This is a genomic window from Kineococcus esterisolvens, assembly GCF_050871405.1.
In the GTDB taxonomy this organism is placed as follows: Bacteria; Actinomycetota; Actinomycetes; order Actinomycetales; family Kineococcaceae; genus Kineococcus.
Genome location: NZ_JBJLRI010000022.1, coordinates 12707 through 38386, shown reverse-complemented (window position 1 = coordinate 38386; position 25680 = coordinate 12707). Strand labels below are relative to the sequence as shown.

The window sequence follows — 25680 nt, the reverse complement described above, 5'->3', positions numbered from 1 at the left end:
TCACGAGCCCTCCCCCAGCCAGCGGCGCAGGGCGGCCGCGTCGGCGTCCAGCACCGGCGGAGCCCGGTGCTCGCGCCGGGTCGTCTCGGCGCCGTCGGCGTCGAAGAAGCGCAGCGGGACGCCGGGCAGGGTGATGGTGCCCAGGGTGGCGTGCTCGACGTCCAAGAGCAGTCCCTGGCTGGCCGTCTGCTCCCAGGAGTAGACGTCCGCGACGTCGCGGACCCTGCCGGCGGGGACGCCCGCCTCGGCGAGCCTGTCCAGCAGGTCGGTGGCCTTCCAGTCGGCGAAGACCTCCTCGACGACCCGGACCGTCTCCTCGCGGTGGCGGACCCGCTCGGTGTTGCTCGCCAACCCGTCGGCGGCGGCGTCCAGGCCGAACGCCGCGCAGAACCTGCGCCACAGCCCCTCGCTGCCGACCGCGATCTGCACCGAGCCGTCGGCGCAGCGGAACAACCCGTACGGGCTGATGGAGGGGTGGTGGTTGCCCTGCGCCCGCCCCACCTCACCGGCCACCGTCCACCGCGTCCCCTGGAAGGCGTGCACGCCGACGACCGCCGCCAGCAGGGAGGTGCGCACCACCTGCCCGCGGCCGGTGCGCTCGCGCTGCACCAGGGCGGCCAGGACGCCGTTGACACCGGTCAACCCGGCCAGCAGGTCCGCGATGGGCACCCCGACGCGCTGCGGGTCCTCCGGCGCGGAACCGGTCAGCGACATCAGCCCGGCCTCGCCCTGCGCGATCTGGTCGTACCCGGCGCGCCCGCCCTCGGGGCCGTCGTGCCCGAAACCCGTGATGGACAGCACCACCAGCCGGGGGTTGAGTTCCAGCAGTTCCCCGGTGCCGAACCCCAGCCGGTCCAGGACGCCGGGGCGGAAGTTCTCCACCAGCACGTCGGCGCGGCGCAGCAGCCCGGTGAGGACCTCCCGGCCGTCGGGGGACTTCAGGTCCAGGGCGATGGACTCCTTGTTGCGGTTGCAGGAGAGGAAGTACGTGGACTCCCGCTGCCCTTCCCCGTCCGGTTCGGCGAACGGGGGTCCCCAGCCGCGGGTGTCGTCCCCGGCGCCGGGGACCTCGACCTTCACCACCCGGGCCCCCAGGTCGCCCAGGACCATCGCCGCGTGCGGGCCGGCCAGGGCCCGCGAGAGGTCCACCACGACCGTGCCCGCCAGGGGCCCGGCGCCCGGGCGCTCGCGCGTCGCGGTGCTCACGCGCCCTTCCTCCCGCCGGCGTCGACGATCGGCGTGCGCAGGACGCCGAGCCGCTCGACGTCCACCTCGACGACGTCACCGGGCTGCAGCAGCCACGGGGGGGTGCGCACGTAACCGACGCCCTCGGGGGTGCCGGTGGCCACCACGTCGCCGGGGTGCAGGGTGAGGGTGCGGCTGACGAGCGAGAGCAGCGTGCCGACGTCGAACACCATGTCGCGGGTGTTGCCGTCCTGGACGGTCTCGCCGTTGACGCGGGTGCGCACCGCCAGGCCGTCGCGCAGGTCGCCGACCTCGTCGGCGGTGACCAGCGGACCGGTGGGTCCGCTGCGGTCCGCGTTCTTGCCGAGCGTCCACTGCGCGGTGAGCTTCTGCGCGCGGCGGGCGGTGAGGTCGTTGAACGTGGAGTACCCCAGCACGGCCGCGCGGGCGCTGTCGGGATCGGCGTCGGCCAGGTCCTCGCCCACGTAGGCCAGGACCTCGCCCTCCCAGTCCAGGCCGTCCTCGCCCTGCGGGACCGGTGCGGGAACCTCCCCGGCGGTCAGCGACGCCGTCCACCTCCCGAAGACGGTGGGGAACTCCGGCGGGGTGAAACCCCCCTCGGCGGCGTGCGCGCGGTAGTTCAGCCCGATGCAGAGCACCCGCGCCGACGGGGGCACGACGGGACGCAGCTCGACCTCCTCGACCGCCACCGCCGGGCCGTCCCCCGGCTGACCGGGCACGGCCCAGCGGCGCGGTGCGGCCCAGAACTCCGCGAGGCTCGTCAACGGGCGGACCGCCCCGTCGAGCAGTTCCCCGACGAGCACCTCGGCGCTGCCGGGCCGGGCGAATCCGACGATCTTCACGATCGACCTCCGTGGTGGTTCTTCGGCGTCCAGGGGGCGGCCGGCACGCAGGGGGTGCGCCGCACGGGGACCGAGCGTCCCGGCGCGGCTCGTCCTCGAGCCGTCCGGCGACTGTGGCACCCGGCGATCGGCAGCGGAACGCCCCGTCCCATTGGACGGGACGCCCGGGGCGGGAGGAGCCGGGTGGGGTAGCGTCGCGGAGCCGGGTGGAGCGGCCGGCGCGCAGGGCTGCGCGCGGCGCCCTGGGCCCCCGGCAGCCCGGCGACGGGCACACCGACGAGGAGGTCACCGCGATGCCGCCGTCCCCCGAAGCACCGGCGCCGGGAGCACCGGCCCCCCGGGCACAGACCCCGCCGGCGCGGCGCGGTCACCGCCCCACGAACGGCGACCCGGTGGTGGACCGCGCGTTCGCGCTGCTGGCGGCCTTCGGCGCCGACCGGCGCGCGCTGACGCTGGCCGAGCTGTCGCGCCGCAGCGGGGTGCCCACCAGCACGGCGCACCGGCTGGCGGGCAGGCTGCTGGCCTGGGGGGCGCTGGAGCGCGACGCGGACGGCCGGTACGTCGTCGGCCTGCGGTTGCTGGAGGTCGCCTCGCTGGCGCCGCGCGGGCACGGCGTGCGCGAGGCCGCCATGCCGTACATGGCGGACCTGGCCGAGGCCACGCACCAGCACGTCATGCTGGCGGTCCCCGAGGACGACACCGCGCTCCTGGTGGAACGGCTCTCGCACCGCTCGGCCCCCGAGGTCCACTACCGCGTGGGCGGGCGCGTTCCGCTGCACTCCACCGGTGTCGGGATCGTGCTGCTCGCCCACGCCCCGGCGGAACAGCGCGAGCGCCTGCTGCAGAACCCGCTCGTGCACGAACCCGAGGGGGTGCCCGCCGACCCGGCGCAGTTGCGCCGCCGGCTGGCGGAGGTGCGGCGGCAGGGTTTCGTGGAGTTCCGGCGGGCGTCCCCCGGCCCGGTCCTGGCCGTGGCGGCGCCGGTGTGGAACTCCGCCGACCGCTGCTGCGCGGCGGTGTCCGTGCTGGTGCCGGACTCCGGGGTGAGCGCGGGTTCCCTCGTCCCGGCGGTGCAGGCGACCGCGCGGGCCGTCTCGCGCGCGCTGGGCGCCCCGCGGGCGTCGGTGCGTCCCGCGACCGTGCACGGCGGCTGACGCCGCGCACGGTCGCGGGAGGGTGCGGGCGCCCTCAGGCCACCGTCGTGAGGCGGCGGCCGCCCGGGGCGGGCACAGTCCCGGTGGCGCGGGCGAGCGCGGCGGGGACCTCGCCGAGGTCGCAGCCGCGCCAGGCGACGTGCTGGTCCGGGCGCACCAGCACCGCGGGCGCGCCCCACACCCGCGTGAAGGTGCTGCCGGCGGCGGGGTGGCGCACGGTGCGCACCTCCAGCGGTGCGCCGGTGGGCACGGCCCCGGGGGCCGGGGCGGCGGGGAACGCGTCGGCGTCGAGCAGGAGGGTGAAACCCGGTCCCAGGACGTCGTACAGGGAGGTGCGCTCGTCGAGCCACGCGTGCGGCAGCAGGCACCCCGGGACCGCGGAGGGGTGGTAGGCCACGGGGTCGGGCGCGGGCGCCGGCTCGGGGTCCGGTGAGCACAGCGGCGACCCGGTGTACGAGTAACCCAGCACCAGGCCCAGCGCGTGGAACTCGCTCTCCTTGACGGCCAGGGCGCGCGCCGCCCGGGCCCGGGCCCGCTCCCCCGCCTCCCCGTCCTCCTCGAGGTGCGGGTCGAGCAGGTCGTCGGCCAGGAGCGTGCCGTTGCGCGCGGCCTCGTCGACGGTGCGCCGGGCGACGGGCCGGCGCTCGGCCTCGTAGCTGTCCAGCAGCTCCTCCCCCGCCCAGCCGTCGAGGACAGCGGCCAGCTTCCACGCCAGGTTCGCGGCGTCGCCCACGCAGGTGTTGAACCCGTGCCCGCCCCAGGGCGGGTTGGCGTGGGCGGCGTCGCCGAGCAGGAAGGTGGCGCCGCGGCGGTAGGTCGGCGCCAGCAGCATGCGCGCCGTCCAGGGGTCCTGGGCGACGACCTCGACGTCGACGTCGGCCCCGACCAGGGCGCGCAGGACGTCCTCGACGGGCACGTCCGCGAACTTCGGGGCGTCCGGGTCGTAGCCCTGGACGATGGCCCACCACAGGTCGCCGAGGTCCAGCCGCCCGATCATGCCGGCGTACTCCGCGCCGGTGACCCAGTACTGCACCGCCGGGTCCAGGGCGACGGCCCCGGCGGTGCCGCGCGAGCGGAACACCACGCCGAGGTTCGACTTGGCCGCCGAGGAACCCTCCAGGCGCACGCCCAGGTCCGCGCGCACGGCGGAGGACACGCCGTCGGCGCCCACCAGGTAGCGGGCCCGGACGTGCGCGCGGTTCCCGGAACCGCCCTCCACGGTGACCAGGGTGCCGTCCCGCGCGCCGGCCGCGGCGGACGAGCGGGTGAAGCGCGCGCCGAGGTGCAGGGCGGTGCGCTCCTCGCGGGCCACCGCCGTGCGTAGCACCTGTTCGACGACCGGTTGCGGAACCTGCTGCCCGCACTCCGGCTGGGGCTCATAGCGCCCGTCCTGCAACTGGAAGGCACCGGTGAACCGGGTGAGCTCCCGGCCGGCCAGCGAGGTGCAGAACAGGACGCTGTCGGAGTAGGAGACCGGCAGCGGTGCGGCGGCGCGCAACTCGCCGGCCAGGCCGAGGCGGCGCAGGTGCGTCATGGTCCGGGCGTTGGTCGTCTTCGCGCGCGGGCGGGTCCAGTCGATCTCGACGCGCGGTTCGAGCACGACGGAACGCACCCCGCGCCGGGCCAGGTCCAGGGCCAGGAACAACCCGCTGGGACCTCCCCCGGCGATGAGGACGTCGGTCCGCTCGGGCAGGTCGGCCAGGGAGGTGGAGATCACGATGCTCCTCCGGTGGCGCCCAGGGGCTCGCGCGGTCCTCCGGCGGCCACCGCCGGCCCCTCGGGGGCGCGCCGCTGCGCGGGCACGAACAGGACGACGAGCGCGCCCGCGAGGGCGGTGGCGGCGAACGCGGTGGTCGTGGCGCTGAGCGGTTCGTCACCGGCGACGGCCCAGGCCCCGAAGGTGGGACCGACGATGGCGCCGAGCCGGCCCACGCCGAGCGCCCAGCCGAGGCCGCTGGCGCGGTGGGCGGCGGGGTAGTACCGGGAGACGAGGTCGTTGAGCACGTTCTGGGTGCCCAGCCCCCCGAAGCCCGCGAGCAGCACCAGGACGACCAGCAGCGGCGTCGGCGGCCGCAGGGAGATCGCCAGCAGGGCGGCGGCGGCCGTGAGGTAACCGGTGAGCACCAGGGGTTTGGGGCCGACGCGGTCCGCGACCGCGGAGGCGGCGAGGGTCCCGACGACCGCCCCGGTGCAGTACACGCCCAGCAGGACGATGGACGAGCCGAGCCCGTACCCGGACCGGGCCATCACCTGCGGCAACCAGGTGCTGATGCCGAACACCGTGAGCAGGCTGAAGAACGTCGTGCCCCAGATCAGCAGGGTGGGCCAGCGGTCTCGGCCGCTGAGGAGGCTCCTGAGGGGGTTGTGCCCGCCCGCCGCTCCGGGAGCGGTCGCGGGGACCTGCTCGGGCGGCAGCCCGTAGCGCGCGCGCAGGGCCGCAGCGAGCTCGTGCCGGCCGCGCGCGGCGTGGAACGCCGGCGACTCGGGCTGCAGCTTGACCAGCACCGGGACGAGCAGCAGCACCGCACCGCCGGCGACGTACACGGGGCGGAAACCGTGGGCGGGCACGACCTGGGAGGCGACGAAGGAGGCCAGGAGCATGCCCAGCGGCGGGCCGGTGAGGACCAGTCCCAGCGTGCGGGAGCGGTTGCGCGGGTGGGCGAACTCGGAGGCGAGGGCCACGGCGGTCGGCAGCAGCCCGCCCACCCCGACGCAGGTGAGGGTGCGGAACAGCACGAACACCTCCAGCGTCGGCGCCAAGCCCGTCACGAGCGTGCCGGCCGAGAACAGCGCCACGCTGGAGATGAAGATGCGGCGGCGGCCGACCACGTCGGTGAGGGTCCCGGCGACCAGCGAACCGGCGAGCATGCCGGCCAGGGCCAGGCTGCCGATGTGCCCGCCCTGCTCGACGGTGAGGGAGAACGGGGGCTGCCCGATGAGGCTGGGCAACGTGGCGCCGTAGGCCAGCAGGTCGTACCCGTCGGCCATGAGGCACAGCCAGCACAGGACGAACAGGGGTGCCCGCGAGCGGGCGGTCGGGGTGGGGGCGAGCGACACTGCGGCCTCCTGGGACGGACGGGTGGGGTCGTCCGGTCCGCCTCGCGGTGACGGCGGCTCCGGCGTCTGCCCGACCGTGGCACGCGTCACCGGCTGCCAGAAGTGCGGCGCCCGTTCAATGGGACGGCAATCCGCGGCCTGCGGCCGGACTCCAGCACACCGTCGGCTGCGGACCCCGGCGCGACCGGGACGTACGCCCGAGCGGCCGCCGCGGTGAGCACCGGGTGCTCCGCCCCGGGGGTGCCGCGCGCGCTCCAGCGACGGACGGCACCCCCGGAGGCGGAGGTCAGGAGTTCTGCGGGAAGCCGAGGTTCAGGCCGCCGTGGGAGGGGTCCAGCCAGCGTTCGGTGACGACCTTGCCGCGGGTGAAGAAGTGCACGCCCTCGACGCCGTGGGCGTGGGTGTCGCCGAACAGGGACTGCTTCCAGCCGCCGAAGGAGTAGTACGCCACCGGCACCGGCACCGGCACGTTGATGCCGATCATGCCGACCTGCACCTCGTTGCGGAAACGGCGCGCCGCGCCACCGTCGTTGGTGAAGATGGCCACGCCGTTGCCGTACCGGTTGGCGTTGATCATCTCCATGCCCTCGTCGTAGCCGGACACGCGCAGCACCGACAGGACGGGGCCGAAGATCTCGTCGGTGTAGATCGACATGTCGGTGCCGACCTTGTCGAACAGCGTGGGGCCCAGCCAGAAGCCGTCCGCGTCGCCGTCGGGGACGACCTCGCGGCCGTCGATGACCAGCTCGGCACCCTCGGCGACGCCGGCGTCGACGTAGCCGGTGACCTTGTCGCGGTGGGCGCCGGTGACCAGCGGGCCCATGTCGCAGCCGCGGCGGCCGTCGCCGGTGCGCAGCGTCGCGACGCGCTCCCCGATCTTCGCGATGAGCTCGTCGGCGACGGAGTCGACGGCGACGAGGGCGGAGACGGCCATGCAGCGCTCGCCGGCGGAGCCGAAACCGGCGTTGACCGCGGCGTCGGCGGCCAGGTCCAGGTCGGCGTCGGGGAGCACCAGCATGTGGTTCTTCGCCCCGCCCAGGGCCTGCACGCGCTTGCCGTGGCGGGTGCCGGTCTCGTAGACGTACTGGGCGATGGGGGTCGAGCCGACGAAGGAGATCGACGCGACGTCCGGGTGCGTCAGCAGCCCGTCCACGGCGACCTTGTCGCCGTGCAGCACGTTGAAGACGCCGTCGGGCAGACCGGCCTCCTTCCACAGCGCGGCGATGAAGTTCGCCGCGGAGGGGTCCTTCTCGCTGGGCTTGAGGACCACCGTGTTGCCCGCGGCGATGGCGACGGGGAAGAACCACATGGGCACCATGGCGGGGAAGTTGAACGGGGAGATGATGCCGACCACGCCCAGCGGCTGGCGCACGGAGTACACGTCGATCTTGGTCGAGGCGTTCTCGGTGAACCCGCCCTTGAGCAGGTGGTTGATCCCGCAGGCCAGCTCCACGACCTCCTGACCCCGGGAGACCTCGCCGAGGGCGTCGGAGAGGACCTTGCCGTGCTCGGCGGTGATGATCTCGGCCAGCTCACCCTTGCGGGCGTCGAGCAGCTCGCGGAAGCGGAAGAGCACGGTGGTGCGCCGGGCCAGCGAGGTGTCGCGCCAGGCGGGGAACGCGGCGCGGGCGGCGGCCACGGCGGCCTCCACGTCCGCGGGCGCGGCCAGGGCGACGCTCTTGGTGATCTTCCCGGTGGCCGGGTCGTAGACGTCACCGAACCGCTCGCCGGTCCCGGCCGTGGCAGCACCGGCGATCCAGTGCTCCACCAGGGGGTGGTCGGTGTTCTGCGACGCGGACGAGCCAGCGGCGGCGGTGGAGCTGGCGGTCGTGGTGGTCACGAGGGGGCCTCCTCGGTCACGGATCGGCGGACCGCGTCATCATGCCACCGGAAGGCCCCTTTTTGTAAAGACAAGCTGTCATTGGGAGTGATCGGTGGCCGGGGCGGGGGCGTGGCGCCGCGGCGGCACCGGACGTAGCGTCGCCGCATGAGCGATGCGCGGAGCCGGTCCTGGGCGCGGCGGCGCGGCGGGCGCTACCGCTACGGCGAGTGGGCCGGCGGCCCCGACCCCCTCGCCCCTCCCCACGACGTGCGCGCCGCCGTCGACCGCGTCGGCCGGGAGGTGCTCGGCGGCGGCTCCCTGCGCGAGGCGCTGCGCGACCTGCTGCGCCACGGCCCCGACGGCCGCTCCGGGCTGGAGGACCTGCGCGCCCGCGCGGCCCGCCTGCGCCGCGAGGCCGCCCGCCGAGGCGACCTCGACGGCGCCCTCACCGGCGCCCGCGCCCGGCTCGACCAGGCCCTCGCCGCCGAACGGGAGGAACTCGCGGCCCGAACCGGAGAGGACCCCCGCGCGGACGACGCCCGCTTCGCCGAGGCGCGCCTGGACGCCCTGCCCCGATCCACGGCGCAGGCCGTGCGCGACCTGCAGGACTACGACTGGGCCTCCGACCAGGCGCGGCAGCAGTACCGGCAGATCCTCGACGGGCTGCGCGAGGACGTCCTCGACCAGCAGTTCCGCGGGGTGAAGCAGGCCCTGCGGAGCGGCGACCCCGCCGCCCTGCAGGCGGTGAAGGACATGGTGAGCGACCTCAACGACCTCCTCGCCGCACGGGCCCGCGGGGAGGACACGCAGGCCGACTTCGAGCGGTTCACGTCGAAGCACGGCGACACGCTCGGCGCGGACGCGGAGGGCGTGGAGGACCTCGACGGCCTGGTCGACCTGCTCGCCCGCCGCGCCGCCGCCGCGTCCCGGCTCATGCGCTCGTTGTCCCCGCAGCAGCGCGAGGAGCTGTCGCAGCTGATGGAGCAGGCGTTCGGCGACGACCTCGACCTGCAGGCGCAGGTGTCGCAGCTCTCCGACAACCTGCGCGCCCTGCGCCCCGACCTCGACTCCACCAGCGGCGAACGCGTGCGGGGCGGGCGCGGCAGCGAACCCCTCGGCTACGGCGAGGCCGCCGACGCCCTGCAGGACATCTCCGAGCTCGACGACCTGATCGACTCCCTCGGCCAGGAGCACCCCGGCGCCACCCTGGACGACGTGGACGTCGACGCCCTCGGGCGCCAGCTCGGCCGCGGCGCCGCCGACGACCTGCGCCGCCTGAAGGAGCTGGAGCGCGAACTGCAGCGCCAGGGGTGGCTCACGCGCTCCGGGCAGGGCCTGACCCTCTCCCCCAAGGCGCTGCGCCGCCTCGGGCAGACCGCGCTGCGCGACGTGCTGAACCGCGTCACCGCCGACGGCCGCGGCGACCACGACAACAGCAGCGCCGGCGCCGGGGGCGAGCCCACCGGCGCCACCCGCCGCTGGGAGTTCGGCGACGAGCAGCCCCTCGACGTGGTGCGCACCGTCTCCAACGCCCTGCGCCGCACCCGCCCCTCCCCCGGCGGTGCGGTGCGCCTGAGCTGGGAGGACTTCGAGGTCGTCGAGACCGAGCGCCGCGCCTCCGCCGCCGTCGCCCTCTGCGTGGACCTGTCGTTCTCCATGGCCGCGGAGGGCCGGTGGGGCCCCATGAAGGAGACCGCGCTCGCCCTCAGCCACCTCGTGTCCACCAAGTTCCCCGGCGACGCCCTGCAGATCATCGGGTTCGGCCTGCACGCCGCCCCCATGACCCTCGGCGAGCTCGCCGAGGTCGAGCCCGACTTCGTGCAGGGCACCAACCTCCAGCACGCCCTGAGCATCGCCCGGCGCCACCTGCGCAGGCACCCCGACGCCGAACCCGTCGTCCTCGTCATCACCGACGGCGAACCCACCGCCCACCTCGACGACACCGCGGGAACCCCCGAAGCGGTGTTCCAGTGGCCCCCCACGGCCGCGACGATCCGCGCCACGGTCACCGAGGTGGACCACCTCACCCGGTTCGGCGCCACCGTGAACCTGTTCATGCTCGGGGACGACCCCGGGCTGCGCCGGTTCGTCGACGCCGTCGCCCGCCGCAACGGCGGCCGCGTCCTCACCCCCAGCCCGGAGCGCCTCGGGCGGTTCGTCGTCGACGACTACCTCCGCTCGCGGTCGGGGCGTTCCACCCGGCGGCGTGCTTCGTAGGGTCGCCGCCCGGGTGGCGGGGGGTTCCTCCGCCCCCCTCTGCACCCGCCTCGCGCGCCCCCGAGCGCGCCTTGCGAGGAGGAACTCAGGCGAACGCCGCGCGCACCGCGTCGAGCACCGCGTCCGCCGCCGCGAGCGCCCCCTCCTCGTCGGCCGCGACACCCGTGGGCAGCGCCGTCACCGCGACCGTCACCGCGCGCCCGTCCTCGGTGGCGCCGCCGCGCGTCTCGAACCCGGGGATGTCCCCTCCGTGCCCCCACAGGAGGGTCCCGTCCGGCAGGGGCGAGCTGGACAGCCCCAGGCCGTAGCGGGCCCCCTCCCACAGGTCCGGGGACGGCACGGTGGTGCGCATCTGCTCCAGCGCCTGCGCGGACAGGAGTTCACCGGACAGCAGCGCGACCGTGAACCGGTTGAGGTCGCTGGGCGAGGCGACGAGCGCACCGGCCGCCCACCCCCACGACGGGTCCAGCAGGGTGATGTCCCCCCACGGCTGCGCGGCGGAGTCGCGGTGGAACGCCACCGGGTGCTCGCCCCGGAACCCCTGCTCGCCGGGGTGCGGGAAGAACGTCTCGCACAACCCCAGCGGCTCGGTGATCCGGGTCCGCACCAGTTCGGCCAGGGGACGGCCGGCGACGCGCTGCGCGAGCAGCCCGGCGACCACGTACCCGGTGTTGCTGTACGCCCACGTCTCGCCCGGGGGCGACGTCGCGGGCTGCTCGGCGACGAGGTCGAGGAGCTGGCGGGGTTCGTAGTAGCGGTCGCGCAGCTCGAACCAGTCGGTGGTACCGAAGTGGCCGGTGTAGTTCGGCAGGCCGGCGGTGTGCTGCAGGACCTGCCGCACCGTGATCTCGCGGCCGTCGCCGCCGGGGCCGCGCAGCAGCCCGGGCAGGTGCGCCTCGACCGGCTCGTCGAGGCCGACGAGCCCCTCGTCGACGAGCTGCAGCACGATCGTCGCCACGTACGTCTTCGTGTTGCTGCCCACCCGCACCCGCCCGTCCACGGGCACGCGCGCACCGCTGGTCGCGGTGAGGTCGTGCACCCGCCCGTCGGCGTCGCGCACGCTCGCCAGCGCGGAGGGGAAACCCACCTCGTGCACGAGGCGGTCGAGGTGCTCCTGCAGCGGGTGGCGGCGCCGGCGCGGGGCGGCGACCACGGGCGGGGCCGCGGCGACGGCACCAGCGCCGAGGGCCGCTCCCCCGAGGACGCTGAGCACGGATCGGCGCGAGGGCGCGGGAGGGGTCGTGACGGTCACGTCGGGCTCCTGACGTCGGTGGGTGGTGTTCCCATCCGACCGGAGCGGGGCATCGCGTTCGAGGGGGTGTGCGGGTGTCCCCGTGCGGGGGTCTCCCCTACCGGAGCTGGGTTCGCGCCCGGGGGGGGGGGGGGGGGGGGGGGGCCCCCCCCCCCCCCCCCCCCCCCCCCACACCCCCCCCTCCGACCTCACCCACGCGGGGGTGGGCCGGCCCAGCGGTTCAGCCCAGAGCGGTGGCGAGGTCCGCGACGAGGTCGTCGGCGTCCTCGAGGCCGACGGACAGGCGCACGAGGTCGTCCGGGACCTCCAGGAGGGAACCGGCGACGGAGGCGTGGGTCATCCGGCCGGGGTGCTCCACGAGGGACTCCACGCCGCCGAGGGACTCGGCCAGGGTGAACAGCTCGGTGCCCTTGCAGACGGCCAGGGCGTCCTCGACGCTCGCGGTGCGGAAGGAGATCATCCCGCCGAAGCGCCGCATCTGCTTCGCGGCGACGTCGTGGTTGCGGAACTCCGGCAGGCCCGGGTAGAGGACCTTCGTGACGCGCGGGTGGGACTGCAGGAACTCCACGACCCGCTCGGCGTTGTCGCAGTGCCGCTCCATGCGCACCGCGAGGGTCTTCAGCCCGCGCTGCACCAGCCAGGAGTCGAACGGCCCCGGCACGGCGCCCATGGAGTTCTGGTGGAAGCCGATGCGCTCGGCGATCGTCCCGCCGCGGCCGTCGTCGCCGTCGCGCACGACGACGGCGCCGCCGACGACGTCGGAGTGCCCGCCGGCGTACTTCGTCGTGGAGTGCACGACGAGGTCGGCGCCGAGCAGGAGCGGGGTCTGCAGGTACGGGGTGGCGAACGTGTTGTCGACGACGAGCAGGGCGCCGGCGGCGTGGGCGACCTCGGCGACGGCCGCGATGTCGCCGATGGTCAGCAGCGGGTTGGTGGGGGTCTCCAGCCACACCAGGCGGGTCCTGCCGGGCTCGACGGCAGCGCGCACGGCGTCGAGGTCGGCCAGGTCGGCGGGGGTGTGCTGCACGCCCCACGGCTCGGCGACCTTCTTCACCAGGCGGTAGGTGCCGCCGTAGGCGTCGTTCGGGATGACGACGTGGTCGCCGGGCTTGAGCAGCGCGCGCAGCACGGCGTCCTCGGCGGCCAGGCCGGAGGCGAACGCGAAGGCCGCGTCGCCCTGCTCGAGGGAGGCGAGCTGCACCTCGAGCGCGGTGCGGGTGGGGTTGCCGGAGCGGGAGTACTCGTAGCCGGTGCCGAGGCCGGTGCGCAGGCCTCCGACGCCGTCCTGCTTGTAGGTGGACACCTGGTAGATGGGCGTCACGACGGCGCCGGTGGCCGGGTCGGCCTCCTGACCGGCGTGCAGGGCGCGGGTGGAGAAGCCGGGCGTCGCGGAGGTGCCGCCGGCGGGGCTGTCGGGAGTCGTCACGGTCGGCAAGCCTACGCACGGCACGGGAACGCCGCGGCGGCCCGCGCGGTTGAGGGGGGTACCACGAGGGAGGAGCACGACGTGCTGTTCGGCAACCCGTTCAAGACGCGCATGGTGACCCGGGAGGAGGCGCTGCCCGGCTCGCCGGCCCGCCGCTTCGAGGTCCCCGCGGAGCACGCGGTGCTCGGCACCCCGCTGGAGGGGCCGTGGCCCGAGGGCACCGAGGTGATCTCGTTCGCGATGGGCTGCTTCTGGGGTGCGGAGCGCATCTTCTGGCGCCGACCGGGGGTGGTGACCACGGCCGCCGGCTACCAGGGCGGCTTCACCGAGAACCCCACCTACGAGGAGTCCGTGACGGGCCGCACCGGCCACGCCGAGACGGTCCTGGTGGCCTACGACCCGTCGGTGACGAGCCCGGAGCAGCTGCTGAAGGTGTTCTGGGAGAACCACGACCCCACACAGGGCTACCGGCAGGGCAACGACCGCGGCACCGAGTACCGCTCGGCGGTCTACACCACGACCGACGGCCAGCTGGAGGCCGCGCGGCGCACCCGCGAGACGTTCCAGCGGGAGCTGACCGCGCACGGCCACGGCGAGATCACCACGGAGATCCGCCCGGCGGTCGAGGCCGGACCGTTCTGGTACGCGGAGGAGCACCACCAGCAGTACCTGCACAAGGTCCCCGGCGGCTACTGCAACCACGGCCCCAACGGCCTGACCTGCCAGATCGGCCTGGTCGGCACCGGGGAGTGATCGGGCCGTGAACGGCACAGGGGTGGCACCGCACGGTCGCGGTGCCACCCCTGGTGCGTTCGCGGCCCCCCGCTCGCCACGACGCCCCGTCCCCCCGGCGGAGCGCGCCCGGAGATCCTCCCAGAGCGCGGGACCGCGGCGGGCGCCGCGCACACCCCCCTTTCGGGGGCGCGGGACGGCGGTGGCGTGACGTGGGCGCCCCGCGAGCTGGCTAGGCTCCGCTGACGAAGGAGGTCACCCGAGTGGACCAGGAGCCCGCACGACCCGCGACGGCACGACAGCGCACGGTCGTCCACGGGGCCGTGGACGACACCGTGGACGGTGCCCTCGACGGAGCCGTCGACGCAGCCGATCCCGCCACCGCGCTGCGCGTCGCCGCCGTGGACGACCACCCGGCGCTGCTGACGGGGCTGCGCGTGGAGCTGGCCGGTCACGGCGTGGAGCTCGTCGCCACGGCGCCGACGGTGCCGGACCTGCTGCGCGGCCTCGGCGAGGGCGGAGCGCCGGAGGTCGTCCTGCTGGACCTGCGCCTGGGTGACGGGTCCCGGCCCGCGCAGAACGTGGGCGCGCTGGTGGGCGCGGGCACCAGGGTGCTGGTGTACACGGAGGGGCGCCAGCACGCCGAGGCGTCGGAGGCGCTGCAGGCGGGCGCCCAGGGCGTGCTGCTCAAGGACCGTCCCGTGGCGACGCTGGCCGGCGCGCTGCGCGCCGTGGTGGACGGCGAGACGCTGCCCTCGGCGGAGACCGCGGCGGCCCTGCAGGTCGACGCCGACCTGGCCGGGCACCTGTCCCCGCAGGAGCGGCGCGTGCTGGAGCTGTACGCCGGGGGGATGCCGGCCCGCTCCGTGGCGCTGCGCCTGGGCGTGACGCTGGAGACGGCCAAGAGCTACCTGAAGCGGATCCGCGCCAAGTACGCCGCGCTGGACCGCCCGGCGTACACGCGCATGGAGCTGTACCGGCGCGCGGTGGAGGACGGCGTGCTCAGCCCGCTGGGCGCCCCGCAGGCGCCGCCCGCCCCACCCGGGGCCCCCGCCGGGGACCGTCCGGCGGGGGCCCCGGGCGGTCCGCCGCCCGGCCGGTGACGGCCCGCGGCGGCCACCGCATCGTCGCGCTGGTGCTCGCGCTGGCCGTGCTGTCGCTGGTGCCGACGGTCGTCTCCGCCACCGCCTCCCGCGGTCCGCGCCCGCCGGCGGCGTGGACGGCGCCCGTCGTGGTGTCGTACGCGGTCCTGCTGGTGCTGCTGCTGGCCCAGGCCGTGCACGGCCGGCCCCGCCCGTGGCTGCCGTGGGCGCTGGTCGCCGTCGGCGACGCGGCCCTGGTGACCTGGCTGCTCGTGGCGCCGGGGCGCGCCGAGCAGGCCCCGTGGGTGCTGGCGCTGTCCCCGCTGACGGTGGGCGCGGGCGCGGCGGCCGCCGGCCTGGGCGTGGCGACGGGGCTGGGGCTGCTGCACGTGGGACTGCGCGCGCTGGTGCAGGTCGGCGGCGGGTGGGTCGTCCCCCCGACCGCGTTCGTGCTGGACTCCCTGCTGGTGCTCGTGGTGGCCCCGGCGGCGTGGGTGGCGGTGGCCGCGGTGCGCTCCTCCGGGGTTCGCGTCGAGCAGGCCCGGCTGCGCGCCGAGGACGCCGCGGCGCGCGAGGCGGCGGCCCGGGCGGCGGAGCTGGAGGACGCCCGGTGGGACGCCATCGTCCACGACGACGTGCTGGCCGCCCTGGCGACCACGGCGCAGGCGCAGGACGCGGACGGTCGCGCCGAGGCGCGGCGCGCGGCGCTCACCGCCCTGGCCCGCGTGGAGGGCGAGGTCGCGCCGGGCGCGCCGGCCCCGGCGACGGTGCCGGTGGACCGGTTCTGGCAGGACGTGGCGCGCACCGCGCTCGCGCTGCACCCCGGTGCCGAGGTGGACGGGCCGGGCGCGGGCGGCGGCGCGGTGCTGGGCCGGGACGCCGCCGAAGCGCTGCTGACCGCCGTCGCCGAGCTGGTGCGCAACGCCGTGCGCCACGGCGGCGCGGGGCCCGGCGAGCCGCCGCCCGTGCGGCTGCGAGGGCGGGTGCGCACCGGCGCGGCCGGCGCCCGGCTGCTGGTGGAGGTGCGCGACGCCGGCAGGGGCTTCGCGGCGCGGGCCCCCGGCGCGTGGCGCCTGGGCCTGGCCGTGTCGGTGCGCGGGCGGGTGCGCAGCGCCGGTGGCCAGGTGCACCTGCGGTCCTGGCCGGGAACCGGCACGTGCGCGCTGGTGGGCGTGCCGGTGCTGCCGCCCGGAGGGGCCGACGAGGGGGCGGGCGGGCGGTGAGGGGCGTGCAGCGCGCCTGCGGGGTGGGCGCGGGCCTGTGGCTGGCCTCGCACGCCGTCCTGCCGGCGGCGCTGTCGCTGCGCACGACGCGCGCACCGGTGCTGTCGCTGCTGGCGGTGACCGCCGTGCTGGGGGTGTCCGCCGTGCTGCTGCGGCCGCTGCGCGGCGGGCCGACGTGGCTGGGCGCCGGGACCGCGTGGGCAGCGGCGGCCGTGGTGCCCCTGTCGGGCCTGGCCGTCATGCCGTGGCTGCCGCCGGAGGCGTGGCGCACCTACGCGAACTGGTGGCCGGGCGCCACGCAGGTGGTGGTGGCGGCCCTGGTGGTGCGCCGGCACTGGCCGGCGGCGCTGGCGGCGGAGCTGGCGTCGGCGACCCTCATCACCGGTGCGGTGCTGGCTGCGGGCGTGCCGGACCCGTGGGCGTGGATCACCGCCCTGGACCAGCCGGCGCTGCTGTGGTTCAGCGCGTCGGTGGGGGCGCGGGTCCTGTTCGACCGCACCGGCCGCGAGGTGGAGCGCTACGAAGCGGCAGCGGCGCGGGCGGCGGCCGAGGAGGCGGCGGCCGCGGCCCGCGCCCGCAGCGCGGCGCAGCGCCGGGCGGACCTCGACCTGTGGGCGGTGCCGCTGCTGCGCCGGGTCGCCGCCGCGGACCCGGCCGACGACGCCGGCTGGGCGCAGCTGCCGCGGGCGGCGCTGGGGGTGGGGCGCGGGCTGCGCGACGACCTGCGCGCCCGGGCGCTGCTGGACGAGGAGGTGCGCACGCGGCTGCGCGCCGCCCGGGCGCGCGGCTGCAGCGTGGACGTGGTGGACGACCGCGCGGTGCGCGGCGACGACGAGGGGTTCCTGGCGGGGGTCCGCCGGGTGCTGGCGGCGGTGCTGCCGGCCTGCGCGGACGGCACGGTCACGCTGCGGCTGCCGCCGGAGGGGCGGGTGGCCACCCTCGCGGTGGAGGCGACCCCGGCCACCACCTCCGCGGTGGCGTGGGCGCTGGGGGCCCGGCTGCCCGCGCACCTGGCGGTCGACGTGGACGTCGACGCGGTCGGCGGGTCGCTGTGGGCGCAGCTGCGCACGCGCTGACCGGCCCGCCACCTCGAGGGGGACGGGCCGGTCAGCGCGTGCGAGCGCCGGGGCCGGGCGCCGAGCCGCTGGGGCTCAGGCGTCGAACCCGTGCACGGCCAGGTAGCCGCGCAGCCGCTGCGCGGCCAGTTCGGGATCGGCCAGGACGCCGGCCTCGTCGGCCAGGCGGAACGTCTCGGCCTGGTGCACCGCGCTGCGGGCGGAGTGCAGGCCCCCGACCATCGCGTACCCGTCCTGCCGGCCGTCGAGCCAGTTGAGGAACGCGATGCCCGCCTTGTAGTACGGGGTGGGTGCCCCGAAGACGTGCCGCGCCAGGGGCAGCGTCGGGTCCAGCGCCTCGTGGAACCCGGCGGTGTCGCCGGCGTCCAGGCGCGCCAGGCCGGCGGCCGCCGCCGGCGCGATCCCGGCGAAGATGCCCAGCAGGGCGTCGGAGTGGTGCTGACCGTCGCCGGCGATGAGCTCGGGGTAGTTGAAGTCGTCGCCGGTGTACAGGCGCACCCCCGCGGGCAGGCGGCGGCGCAGCTCCCGCTCGTGGCCGGCGTCCAGCAGCGACACCTTCACGCCGTCGACCCGGTCCGCGTGCGCGTTCACCAGCTCGACGAACGCGTCGGTGGCGGCGGCGACGTCGCGCGAGCCCCAGTAGCCGGCCAGCGCGGGGTCGAACACCTCGCCCAGCCAGTGCAGGACGGCGGGGCGCTGCACCTGCGTCAGCAGCCGGGCGTACACGCCGGCGTACTCCTCGGCGTTGCGGGCGACGGCGGCGAGGTGCCTGCTGGCCATGAGGACGACCTGGGCGCCGGCGTCCTCGACGACGGCGACCTGCTCCTCGTAGGCGGCCACGACGTCGGCCAGGGCGTGCTCGCCGGGGGCCAGCTGGTCGGTGCCGGCGCCGGCGGCGATGCGCCCGCCGACGGCGGCGGCCTCCGAGGCGCTGCGGCGCACGAGCTCCGCGGTGGCGGCCCAGTCCATCCCCATGCCGCGCTGGGCGGTGTCCATCGCCTCGGCCACGCCCAGCCCCAGGCCCCACAGACGGTGCCGGAAGGCCAGGGTGGCGTCCCAGTCCAGGTCCGCCGGTGCCCCGGGGACCGTCTCGGAACCGGTGCGCGGCACGACGTGGGCGGCGGCGAAAGCGATCCGGCTGGTGGCCGGCCCGGCGGGGACCTCCCAGGCGACGGGCTCGTGCACGGCGTGCTCGACGACCTCGACCGCGCCGCCGGCGCCGCGCCGGGGGAGGCGCAGGACGGTGCCGGTGGTGCGCCGCCCCGCCGCGGTGGCCGCTCGCGCCTCGGCGGGGGCGCTCACTGGGCCAGCTCCGCGAGCTCGATGCGCCGCCCCTGCGCCGAGGAGGCCAGGCCCGCCTCGGCCAGGCGCACGCCGCGCGCGCCGGAGGCGAAGTCGTAGGGGTGGGGGGCGTCCTCCACGACGTGGCGGATGAACTGCTCCCACTGCACCTTGAAGCCGTTGTCGAACCCGCCGGGCTCGTTGTCGGGGACCTCGAGCCAGTCGTCGCGGTAGCGGTGCTGCTCGGGCAGGTCGGGGTTCCACACGGCGCGCGGAGTGGCGCTGCGCGGCTGCACGCGGCAGCCGAACAGTCCGGCGACGGCGCTGCCGAGGGTGCCGTCGACCTGGAACTCGACGAGCTCGTCGCGGTCCACGCGCACGGCCCAGGAGGAGTTCAGCTGGGCGATGACGCCGCCCTCGAGCTCGAAGATGGCGTAGGCGGCGTCGTCGGCGGTGGCCTTGTACGCCTCGCCGTTCTCGTCGTGGCGCACGGGCACGTGGGTGACGGCGCGGGCGGTCACGGCCTCGACGGGGGCGATGATCTGCTCGAGCACGTAGTTCCAGTGGCAGAACATGTCGGCGACGATGCCGCCGCCGTCCTCGGCGCGGTAGTTCCAGCTGGGGCGCTGGGCGGGCTGCCAGTCGCCCTCGAAGACCCAGTAGCCGAACTCACCGCGCACGGAGAGGACCTCGCCGAAGAACCCGGAGTCGACCAGCCGCTTGAGCTTGCGCAGGCCGGGCAGGAAGAGCTTGTCGTGCACGACGCCGTTCTTGACACCGGCGGCGGTGGCGGCCTCCGCCAGGCGCACGGCTCCCTCGACGCTCTCCGCGGTGGGCTTCTCGGTGTAGACGTGCCGGCCCGCGGCGATGGCCGCGAGGATCGAGCTCTCGCGCACCGAGGTGAGCTGCGCGTCGAAGTAGAGCGGGTAGTCGTCGTCGGCGAGGGCGTCCTCGACGCTGGTCGTCCAGCGCTCCAGGCCGTGGCGCTGCGCGATGTCGCGCAGCTTGGCCTCGTTGCGGCCCACGAGCAGGGGCTCCAGCTGCACGCGACTGCCGTCGGAGAGCTCCACCCCTCCCTGCTCGCGGATCGCCAGGACCGAGCGCACCAGGTGCTGCCGGTACCCCATGCGTCCCGTGACGCCGTTCATGACCACTCCGAGGCGCTGCGTCATCGCTGCTCCTCCTCCTCACCGGTTGCGCCCCTGCGCGGGGCGTGTGGAAAGCGCTTCCCCGAGGCTAGGCCCCCGAGTCGTCCTCGCGCAAGGACCCCGACGCGCCTCCGGGCCGCGACCACCGCCCCGTTGAGCCCGGAACCACCACGGGACCTCCACGCGACGGCAGCTCGCCGTTCCCCGCGAACCGGCACAGCGCCCGCACCGGCACTGCTAAGTTCGCCGCACTCGCTGAGCCGTTCGGGGGATCGGCGGCAGGGACCTCGACGCACTCTCGACGCACCGCGCAGCACCCCCCAGGAGAATCCGGAGGTGGGCGCGTGGGCGTCTTCCGCACGATCGTCCTGCCCTCGCTCCGCCTGGTGGTGTGGGCCGCCATCGCCGTCGCCCTGCTGTGGCTGGCGTTCGGCCGCGGCACCGCCGCCGAGCAGGAGGCCGCCGCCAGCCCTTCCGCCGTGCTCGAGCCGGCCACGGCACCGGTCGTGCGCGGCGACGTGGTCAACACCGTCTCCCTCACCGGCACCATCGCCGCCGACCCCGCGGCCACCGTGAAGTCCACCGCCGCCGGGGAGGTGGGCCGGGTGCGCGCCGAGGTCGGCCAGGCGGTGGAGAAGGGCACCCCGCTGTTCACCGTCCTGGTGCCCGTGGAGGAGACCGCCGCGGCACCCGCCGCCGCGGCCGACCCCGCCGCGGCCCCCACCGCACCCGCCGCGCCGGCAGCTCCCCGCACCCGGACCGTCACGGTCACCGCCCCCTCGGCCGGCACCCTCGCCACGCTCGACGTCCTGCCCCAGCAGCAGGTCACCGTCGGGCAGCAGGTCGCCACCGTCTCCCCCGGCACCCTGAGCGTCTCGGCGCCGCTGACCCAGGAGCAGCAGTTCCGGCTGCTGGCCCCGCCCACCACCGCCCAGGTCACCGTCCCCGGCGGTCCCGGCACCTTCGAGTGCACCGGCCTGCGCACCGGCACCCCGGAGGCCCCCAGCGCTGCGCCCGACCCCACCGGCGGCTACGTCGACCCGTACGCCGACCCCGCCCAGTCCCCGACGGGCGCGACCGTCTCCTGCCGCGTCCCCGACGGCGTGCAGGTCTTCCCCGGGCTGTCCGCCACCGTCGACGTCACCGCCGGCTCGGCCACCGGGGCCCTGCTGGTGCCCGTCACCGCGGTGCGCGGCCGCGTCGGCACCGGCACCGTCTGGACCGTCGACGACACCGGCACCCCGACCGAGACGGAGGTGACCCTGGGGCTGACCGACGGCGCGAACGTCGAGGTCACCGACGGTCTCGAGGAGGGCGCGCAGGTCCTGCAGTTCGTGCCCGGCGACGACCAGGTCACCGACCCCTACGCCACCGGCGGCATGTACGGGATGGGCTACTGAACATGAGCGCGACCCTGTCGCTGTCGCAGGTGAGCCGCTCGGTGGCGCTGCCCGACGGTCAGACCCTGCGGATCCTCACCGGCGTCGACCTGCAGGTGGCCGCCGGCGAGCACGTCGCCGTCGTCGGCCGCTCCGGCTCCGGCAAGTCCACGCTGCTGAACATCATCGGCCTGCTGGACGCCCCCACCTCCGGGCAGTACCTGCTCGACGGGCGCCCGGTGGACGGGCTGTCCGCACGCCGCACCGCCCGGCTGCGGGGCGCGACGTTCGGTTTCGTCTTCCAGCAGTTCAACCTCCTGCCCGGGCGCACCGCCACCGAGAACGTCGCCTCGCCGCTGCTCTACGCCTCGGGCAGGGAGTTCCTGGCCCGCAAGCGGATCGCCCGCGCCATGCTCGAGCGCGTCGGGCTCGGGGGGCGGCTGGACACCATGCCGGAGAAGCTCTCCGGCGGCGAGCAGCAGCGCGTGGCGCTGGCCCGCAGCCTGGTGCGCCGCCCCCGGGTCCTGCTCGCCGACGAGCCCACCGGGGCCCTGGACGTCGACACCGGCTCGGCCGTCATGGACGTGCTGGAGGAACTGGTCCGCGTGGAGGGCACCACCCTGGTCACCATCACCCACGACCTGTCCGTCGCAGCCCGCGCCGACCGCCGGTTCCGCCTCGACCACGGCGTCCTCAGCGAGATCACCCGCGACACCCTGGCGACCGCCACCGCCCACCGGGAGACGGTGCGATGAGCCGCTGGCTGCTGGGACCCGTCGCCGCGGTCACCGAGGCGTGGAGCGAGGTCCGCGTCCACCGCACGAGGGTCGTGCTCTCGCTGGTCGGGGTGTTCCTCGCGGTGTTCGCGATGACCACCATCACCGCCGCGGGGAACATGGGCCGGCAGATGATGGTGGAGAGCACCGAGCGCTCCTCCGGCCGCGCCGCGACGCTGCAGGTGAGCGCCTCCCCGGCGGGTCCGTCCACGGCGCAGAGCGCCGCGACGGCCGTCGAGGCGCTGCGCGCGGCCGCCGACCGGCACGAGGTCGCCTGGTGGGGCTTCGTCTCGCAGGGCTCGGGGCAGGTGACGGTCCGGTTCCCCACGGGTGCGCAGCTGGTGTCCTTCTCCTCGGTCGACCCCAGCTACGACACCATGCACCGCACCCTGACCGAGCAGGGCCGCTTCCTCACCGCCTCCGACGGCGAGGCGTTCTCGCCCCGCCTCGTCGTGAACCGCGCGTTCGCCGACTCCATGGGCGGCTTCGACGAGCGCACGCCCTCCACCGTCGTGCTCGGCGGCGACCGGCCCGTCACCGCGACCGTGGTGGGAGTCATGGAGGTCCCGTACAGCGACCCCTCCACGCCGGCGGCCTACGTGCTGAACTCCGCCGCGCAGGCGTGGGGACTGGTCGACCCGGCGATGACCGGACCGCCCACCTTGGAGCTGTGGGTCCCGGACGCCGACGCGGAGGCCCTGGTGGCCGCGCTGCAGACGGAGGTGCAGGCCAGCCTGCCCGGGTACTACGTGGGCGCCTACCGCTCCGACGCCGGTGACGCGCTGGGGACCGTCGACGCCGTCCTCGCCTACGGCGTGCGCGGCGTGGGCGTCTTCGCCCTCGTCCTGGGCGGCATCGGCGTGCTCAACGTCGGCCTGGTGACCGTGCGCCAGCGCATCCGCGAGATCGGGGTGCGCCGCAGCTTCGGCGCCACCGGCGGGCGGGTGTTCTTCGCGGTCCTGCTGGAGAGCGTGGCGGCGACGTTCGTGGCCGGCGTGCTGGCGGTGGGCCTGTCGGTGCTGCTGGTGTCGAACTTCCCGCTCGAGGCCGTCCTGCCGACGGGCACCACCCTGGAGGACGTGCCGCCGTTCCCGGTCTCCGCGGCCCTGGAGGGCCTGCTGGCGGCCACGGCGGTGGGGGCGCTGGCCGGGGTCGTGCCGGCGACGATGGCCGTGCGGGCGAAGGTCATCGACGCGATCCGCTACTGAGCGCGCAGGGGCCCCGCGGTGCGCGACCGCGGGGCCCCTGCGCGTCCGGACCGCCTCAGTGGCGGGTGGCCACGTACGCCAGCAGGTCCTGCCGGGTGATCACCCCGGCGGGCTTGCCGTCCTCGACGACGACGGCGGCGTCGGCACGGGCGAGGACCTCACGGGCCTCGTCCACCGACTGCCCCGCCCCCACCAGCGGCAGGGCCGGTCCCAGGTGGCTGGAGACGGCGTCGGACATCTTCGCCGCGCCGCTGAACACCTTGTCCAGCAGGTCCCGCTCGGTGACCGCGCCGGCGATCTCCCCGGCCATCACGGGCGGCTCGGCACCCACGACGGGCAGCTGGGAGACGCCGAACTCCCGCATGATCTCGATGACGTCGTGGACCGTCTCGGTGGGGTGCGTGTGCACCAGCGCCGGCAGGCCGGCCGACTTCGCGCGCAGCACGTCGCCGGCGGTGCCGCCCTCGGCCTCGTCGAGGAAGCCGTAGGAGGCCATCCAGTCGTCGTTGAAGATCTTGCCGAGGTAGCCGCGGCCTCCGTCGGGCAGCAGCACCACGACGACGTCGTCGGGCCCGAGGTCCTTCGCCGCGCGCAGGGCCGCGACGACCGCCATGCCGCACGAGCCGCCCACCAGCAGGCCCTCCTCGCGCGCCAGGCGGCGCGTCATGAGGAAGGACTCCGCGTCGGAGACGGCGATGATCTCGTCGGGGACCGAGGGGTCGTAGGCGGTGGGCCAGAAGTCCTCCCCCACGCCCTCCACGAGGTAGGGGCGGCCGGTGCCGCCGGAGTAGACCGAGCCCTCCGGGTCCGCGCCGATGACGCGCACCGGGCCCTGCTCCTTGAGGTAGCGGCCGGTGCCGCTGATGGTGCCGCCCGTGCCGACACCCGCGACGAAGTGGGTGACGCGCCCGTCGGTGTCGGCCCAGATCTCGGGGCCGGTGGTCTCGTAGTGGCTGCGCGGGCCGTTGAGGTTGGCGTACTGGTTGGGCTTCCAGGCTCCCTCGATCTCGCGCACCAGGCGGTCGGAGACGGAGTAGTACGACTGCGGGTCCTCCGGCGGCACGGCCGTGGGGCAGACCACGACCTCAGCGCCGTACGCCCGCAGGACGTTGCGCTTGTCGGCGCCGACCTTGTCGGGGCAGACGAACACGCACTTGTAGCCGCGCTGCTGGGCGACCAGGGCCAGGCCCACGCCGGTGTTGCCGCTGGTGGGCTCCACGATCGTGCCGCCCGGCTTCAGCGCCCCCTCGGCCTCGGCCGCGTCCACCATGCGGGTGGCGACGCGGTCCTTCACCGAGCCACCGGGGTTGAGGTACTCCACCTTCGCCAGGACGGTGCAGGCGAGGCCCTCGGTGACGCGGTTGAGCTTGACGAGCGGTGTCCCGCCCACGAGGTCGACGACGGACTCGGCGTAGCGCATGGCGCCATTCTCGCCCACCGCCCCGCCCACGGCGCTCACAGGCCGCGGCGCAGCTCCAGGACGACCTCCAGCGCGGCGGCGAGCGCCGGTGCGTCGCCGTGCGCGAGGACGTCGGCGCCGGTGACGGCGAGCTGGTCCCCCAGCCCGTGCAGCGCCAGGTGCGGCAGGGGCCGCCGGGGCCTGCCCTCGGCGTCGGCGGCGAGGTCCGCGAGGGCCTGCGCGGCGGATCGCACGCGCTCGGCGCGGGTGGCACCGGCGCCCTCGCGGGCCCGGTCCAGCTGCGACAGGGGCGTGGCGCGCACCCGGTCGGCCTGCAGGGCCAGGACGCGCGAGAGCTCGGCGCGCACGGCCGCGGGGGCCGGCGCGCCGAGCTCGTCGGGAGTGCGCTGCGTGCTCAGTCGTCGCCGCGCAGGATCGCGATGAGGCGCAGGATCTCCAGGTACAGCCACACCAGGGTGACGACCAGCCCGAAGGCCGCGCGCCAGGACTCGTTGACGGGCAGGCCGTTGCGCACGCCCTGCTCGACGTAGTCGAAGTCCAGCACCAGGAACAGCGAGGCCAGCACCACGCCGAAGCCGCTGACGAGGACCGGCAGCAGCCCACCGCCGGAGTAGACGCTGGTGCCGCCGAAGAAGGCGAAGCCGAGGTTGACCATGGCGAAGACCAGGTAGCCCAGGCCCGCGATGGTCAGGACCTTGGTGAACCTCGGGCTGTTGCGGATGATGCCCGTCTTGTAGGCGAGCAGCATCGCCGCGAAGGCGCCGAGGGTGCCGAGGACCGCCTGGCCGACGATGCCGTCGTAGAAGCCGGCGTAGGCGTGGGAGATGGCCCCCACGAAGACGCCCTCGACGGCCGCGTAGGCGAACATCACGCCGGGGCGGACCTTCTTGGACAGCTGCGCCCACATCGCCAGCACGAACCCGACGAGCGCGGCGCCGATGGCCAGACCCAGCCCGACGTTCGCGAACCAGGCGCCCGCCGCGCCCAGCGCGAGGACACCACCGAGCATCGCGGTGCGCACCACGACGTCGTCCAGAGTCATCCGGCGCGACTGCACCGGGGTGGCGGACGGCTTGCGGTACCAGTCCTCCAGCGTGCTCGCCGAGGCGTCCGCGGGTGCGGTGCCCGACGGGCCGAAGGTGGCGTACCCACCGTTCTTGAACTCGTTGCTCCGGGCGAAGACCGGGTTCTTGCTCTGCATGGCTCCCTCCTGGAAGCGAGTCGTTGCCGGTGCAACGCACCGGTGGCCGCGGCGGTTCCCGGACTCCGGGACCACCGCCGGCACCGCCTGGTACCCGGGACGGGACTCGAACCCGCACGCCGCGAACGGCCCGGGGGTTTAAGCCCCGTGCGCCTGCCAGTTACGCCACCCGGGCGGG

At 75.8% G+C, this 25680-nt stretch carries 21 protein-coding genes and 1 tRNA gene; 9 read left to right on the top strand and 13 right to left on the bottom strand.

The window, feature by feature from the left end; genetic code table 11:
* Together ACRYR8_RS09530 and ACRYR8_RS09525 are read right to left on the bottom strand one after the other, a co-directional pair.
* Positions 1 to 1206 (bottom strand): CaiB/BaiF CoA transferase family protein, encoded by a 1206-nt coding sequence (locus ACRYR8_RS09530; protein ID WP_432484227.1) that lies wholly within the window; start codon positions 1204 to 1206, stop codon positions 1 to 3.
* On the bottom strand, positions 1203 to 2048 hold the full coding sequence (locus ACRYR8_RS09525; RefSeq protein ID WP_432484226.1) for a fumarylacetoacetate hydrolase family protein: 846 nt from the start codon (positions 2046 to 2048) through the stop codon (positions 1203 to 1205). The genes ACRYR8_RS09530 and ACRYR8_RS09525 overlap by 4 nt, the downstream gene beginning before the upstream one ends.
* Positions 2049 to 2254: 206 nt before the next feature.
* On the opposite strand from ACRYR8_RS09525, the gene ACRYR8_RS09520 reads away from it, so the two are divergent.
* On the top strand, positions 2255 to 3202 hold the full coding sequence (locus ACRYR8_RS09520; protein WP_432484225.1) for an IclR family transcriptional regulator: 948 nt from the start codon (positions 2255 to 2257) through the stop codon (positions 3200 to 3202).
* Between the two features lie 34 nt (positions 3203 to 3236).
* On the opposite strand, the gene ACRYR8_RS09515 is transcribed toward ACRYR8_RS09520, so the two are convergent.
* From ACRYR8_RS09515 to ACRYR8_RS09505, 3 genes are all read right to left on the bottom strand, one after another.
* A complete protein-coding gene (locus ACRYR8_RS09515) occupies positions 3237 to 4919 on the bottom strand; it encodes an FAD-dependent monooxygenase (protein WP_432484224.1) in 1683 nt (560 codons plus the stop codon).
* Complete coding sequence (locus ACRYR8_RS09510) at positions 4916 to 6259, bottom strand: MFS transporter (RefSeq protein WP_432484223.1); 1344 nt, start codon at positions 6257 to 6259, stop codon at positions 4916 to 4918. Before ACRYR8_RS09510 ends, ACRYR8_RS09515 begins: the two co-directional genes overlap by 4 nt.
* Before the next feature lie 286 nt (positions 6260 to 6545).
* On the bottom strand, positions 6546 to 8027 hold the full coding sequence (locus ACRYR8_RS09505; protein ID WP_432484239.1) for a CoA-acylating methylmalonate-semialdehyde dehydrogenase: 1482 nt from the start codon (positions 8025 to 8027) through the stop codon (positions 6546 to 6548).
* 219 nt (positions 8028 to 8246) lie between these two features.
* On the opposite strand from ACRYR8_RS09505, the gene ACRYR8_RS09500 reads away from it, so the two are divergent.
* Positions 8247 to 10298, top strand: coding sequence for a vWA domain-containing protein (locus ACRYR8_RS09500; protein ID WP_432484222.1), 2052 nt, complete (start codon positions 8247 to 8249; stop codon positions 10296 to 10298).
* 85 nt (positions 10299 to 10383) lie between these two features.
* On the opposite strand, the gene ACRYR8_RS09495 is transcribed toward ACRYR8_RS09500, so the two are convergent.
* Both ACRYR8_RS09495 and ACRYR8_RS09490 read right to left on the bottom strand, forming a co-directional pair.
* A complete protein-coding gene (locus ACRYR8_RS09495; protein ID WP_432484221.1) occupies positions 10384 to 11550 on the bottom strand; it encodes a serine hydrolase domain-containing protein in 1167 nt (388 codons plus the stop codon).
* Positions 11551 to 11770: 220 nt separating this feature from the next.
* Positions 11771 to 12976, bottom strand: a complete 1206-nt coding sequence (locus ACRYR8_RS09490) for a cystathionine gamma-synthase (protein ID WP_432484220.1) — start codon at positions 12974 to 12976, stop codon at positions 11771 to 11773.
* Between the two features lie 111 nt (positions 12977 to 13087).
* Between ACRYR8_RS09490 and msrA the strand changes: the two genes are divergently transcribed.
* The 4 genes from msrA to ACRYR8_RS09470 all read left to right on the top strand — a co-directional run bounded on the left by msrA (position 13088) and on the right by ACRYR8_RS09470 (position 17089).
* Complete coding sequence (msrA, locus tag ACRYR8_RS09485) at positions 13088 to 13729, top strand: peptide-methionine (S)-S-oxide reductase MsrA (protein WP_432484238.1); 642 nt, start codon at positions 13088 to 13090, stop codon at positions 13727 to 13729.
* 242 nt (positions 13730 to 13971) lie between these two features.
* Complete coding sequence (locus ACRYR8_RS09480; RefSeq protein WP_432484219.1) at positions 13972 to 14811, top strand: response regulator transcription factor; 840 nt, start codon at positions 13972 to 13974, stop codon at positions 14809 to 14811.
* Entirely contained in the window at positions 14808 to 16013 is a 1206-nt protein-coding gene (locus tag ACRYR8_RS09475) for an ATP-binding protein (protein WP_432484218.1), read from the top strand. Before ACRYR8_RS09480 ends, ACRYR8_RS09475 begins: the two co-directional genes overlap by 4 nt.
* A complete protein-coding gene (locus ACRYR8_RS09470) occupies positions 16010 to 17089 on the top strand; it encodes a hypothetical protein (RefSeq protein ID WP_432484217.1) in 1080 nt (359 codons plus the stop codon). Before ACRYR8_RS09475 ends, ACRYR8_RS09470 begins: the two co-directional genes overlap by 4 nt.
* Positions 17090 to 17164: 75 nt before the next feature.
* Here ACRYR8_RS09470 and ACRYR8_RS09465 read toward each other — a convergent pair whose 3' ends face one another.
* On the bottom strand, positions 17165 to 18328 hold the full coding sequence (locus tag ACRYR8_RS09465; protein WP_432484236.1) for a dihydrodipicolinate synthase family protein: 1164 nt from the start codon (positions 18326 to 18328) through the stop codon (positions 17165 to 17167).
* A 59-nt stretch (positions 18329 to 18387) separates the two neighbouring features.
* Positions 18388 to 19542, bottom strand: a complete 1155-nt coding sequence (locus ACRYR8_RS09460) for a Gfo/Idh/MocA family protein (protein WP_432484216.1) — start codon at positions 19540 to 19542, stop codon at positions 18388 to 18390.
* Between the two features lie 320 nt (positions 19543 to 19862).
* Between ACRYR8_RS09460 and ACRYR8_RS09455 the strand changes: the two genes are divergently transcribed.
* The 3 genes from ACRYR8_RS09455 to ACRYR8_RS09445 are packed head-to-tail and all read left to right on the top strand — an operon-like array spanning position 19863 to position 22881.
* Complete coding sequence (locus ACRYR8_RS09455) at positions 19863 to 20918, top strand: efflux RND transporter periplasmic adaptor subunit (protein WP_432484215.1); 1056 nt, start codon at positions 19863 to 19865, stop codon at positions 20916 to 20918.
* Between the two features lie 2 nt (positions 20919 to 20920).
* Entirely contained in the window at positions 20921 to 21652 is a 732-nt protein-coding gene (locus ACRYR8_RS09450) for an ABC transporter ATP-binding protein (protein WP_432484214.1), read from the top strand.
* On the top strand, positions 21649 to 22881 hold the full coding sequence (locus tag ACRYR8_RS09445; protein ID WP_432484213.1) for an ABC transporter permease: 1233 nt from the start codon (positions 21649 to 21651) through the stop codon (positions 22879 to 22881). Before ACRYR8_RS09450 ends, ACRYR8_RS09445 begins: the two co-directional genes overlap by 4 nt.
* A 55-nt stretch (positions 22882 to 22936) precedes the next feature.
* On the opposite strand, the gene ACRYR8_RS09440 is transcribed toward ACRYR8_RS09445, so the two are convergent.
* The 4 genes from ACRYR8_RS09440 to ACRYR8_RS09425 form a co-directional block, all read right to left on the bottom strand.
* Positions 22937 to 24301, bottom strand: coding sequence for a cystathionine beta-synthase (locus ACRYR8_RS09440; protein WP_432484212.1), 1365 nt, complete (start codon positions 24299 to 24301; stop codon positions 22937 to 22939).
* A 35-nt stretch (positions 24302 to 24336) separates the two neighbouring features.
* Entirely contained in the window at positions 24337 to 24648 is a 312-nt protein-coding gene (locus ACRYR8_RS09435) for a hypothetical protein (RefSeq protein ID WP_432484210.1), read from the bottom strand.
* A gap of 47 nt (positions 24649 to 24695) precedes the next feature.
* The gene (locus ACRYR8_RS09430) at positions 24696 to 25502 is read right to left on the bottom strand and encodes a Bax inhibitor-1/YccA family protein (protein WP_432484209.1); all 807 of its coding nucleotides are present in this window, start codon (positions 25500 to 25502) and stop codon (positions 24696 to 24698) included.
* Positions 25503 to 25590: 88 nt separating this feature from the next.
* Positions 25591 to 25677, bottom strand: a tRNA-Leu gene (locus tag ACRYR8_RS09425).
* Between the last annotated feature and the right edge of the window lie 3 nt (positions 25678 to 25680).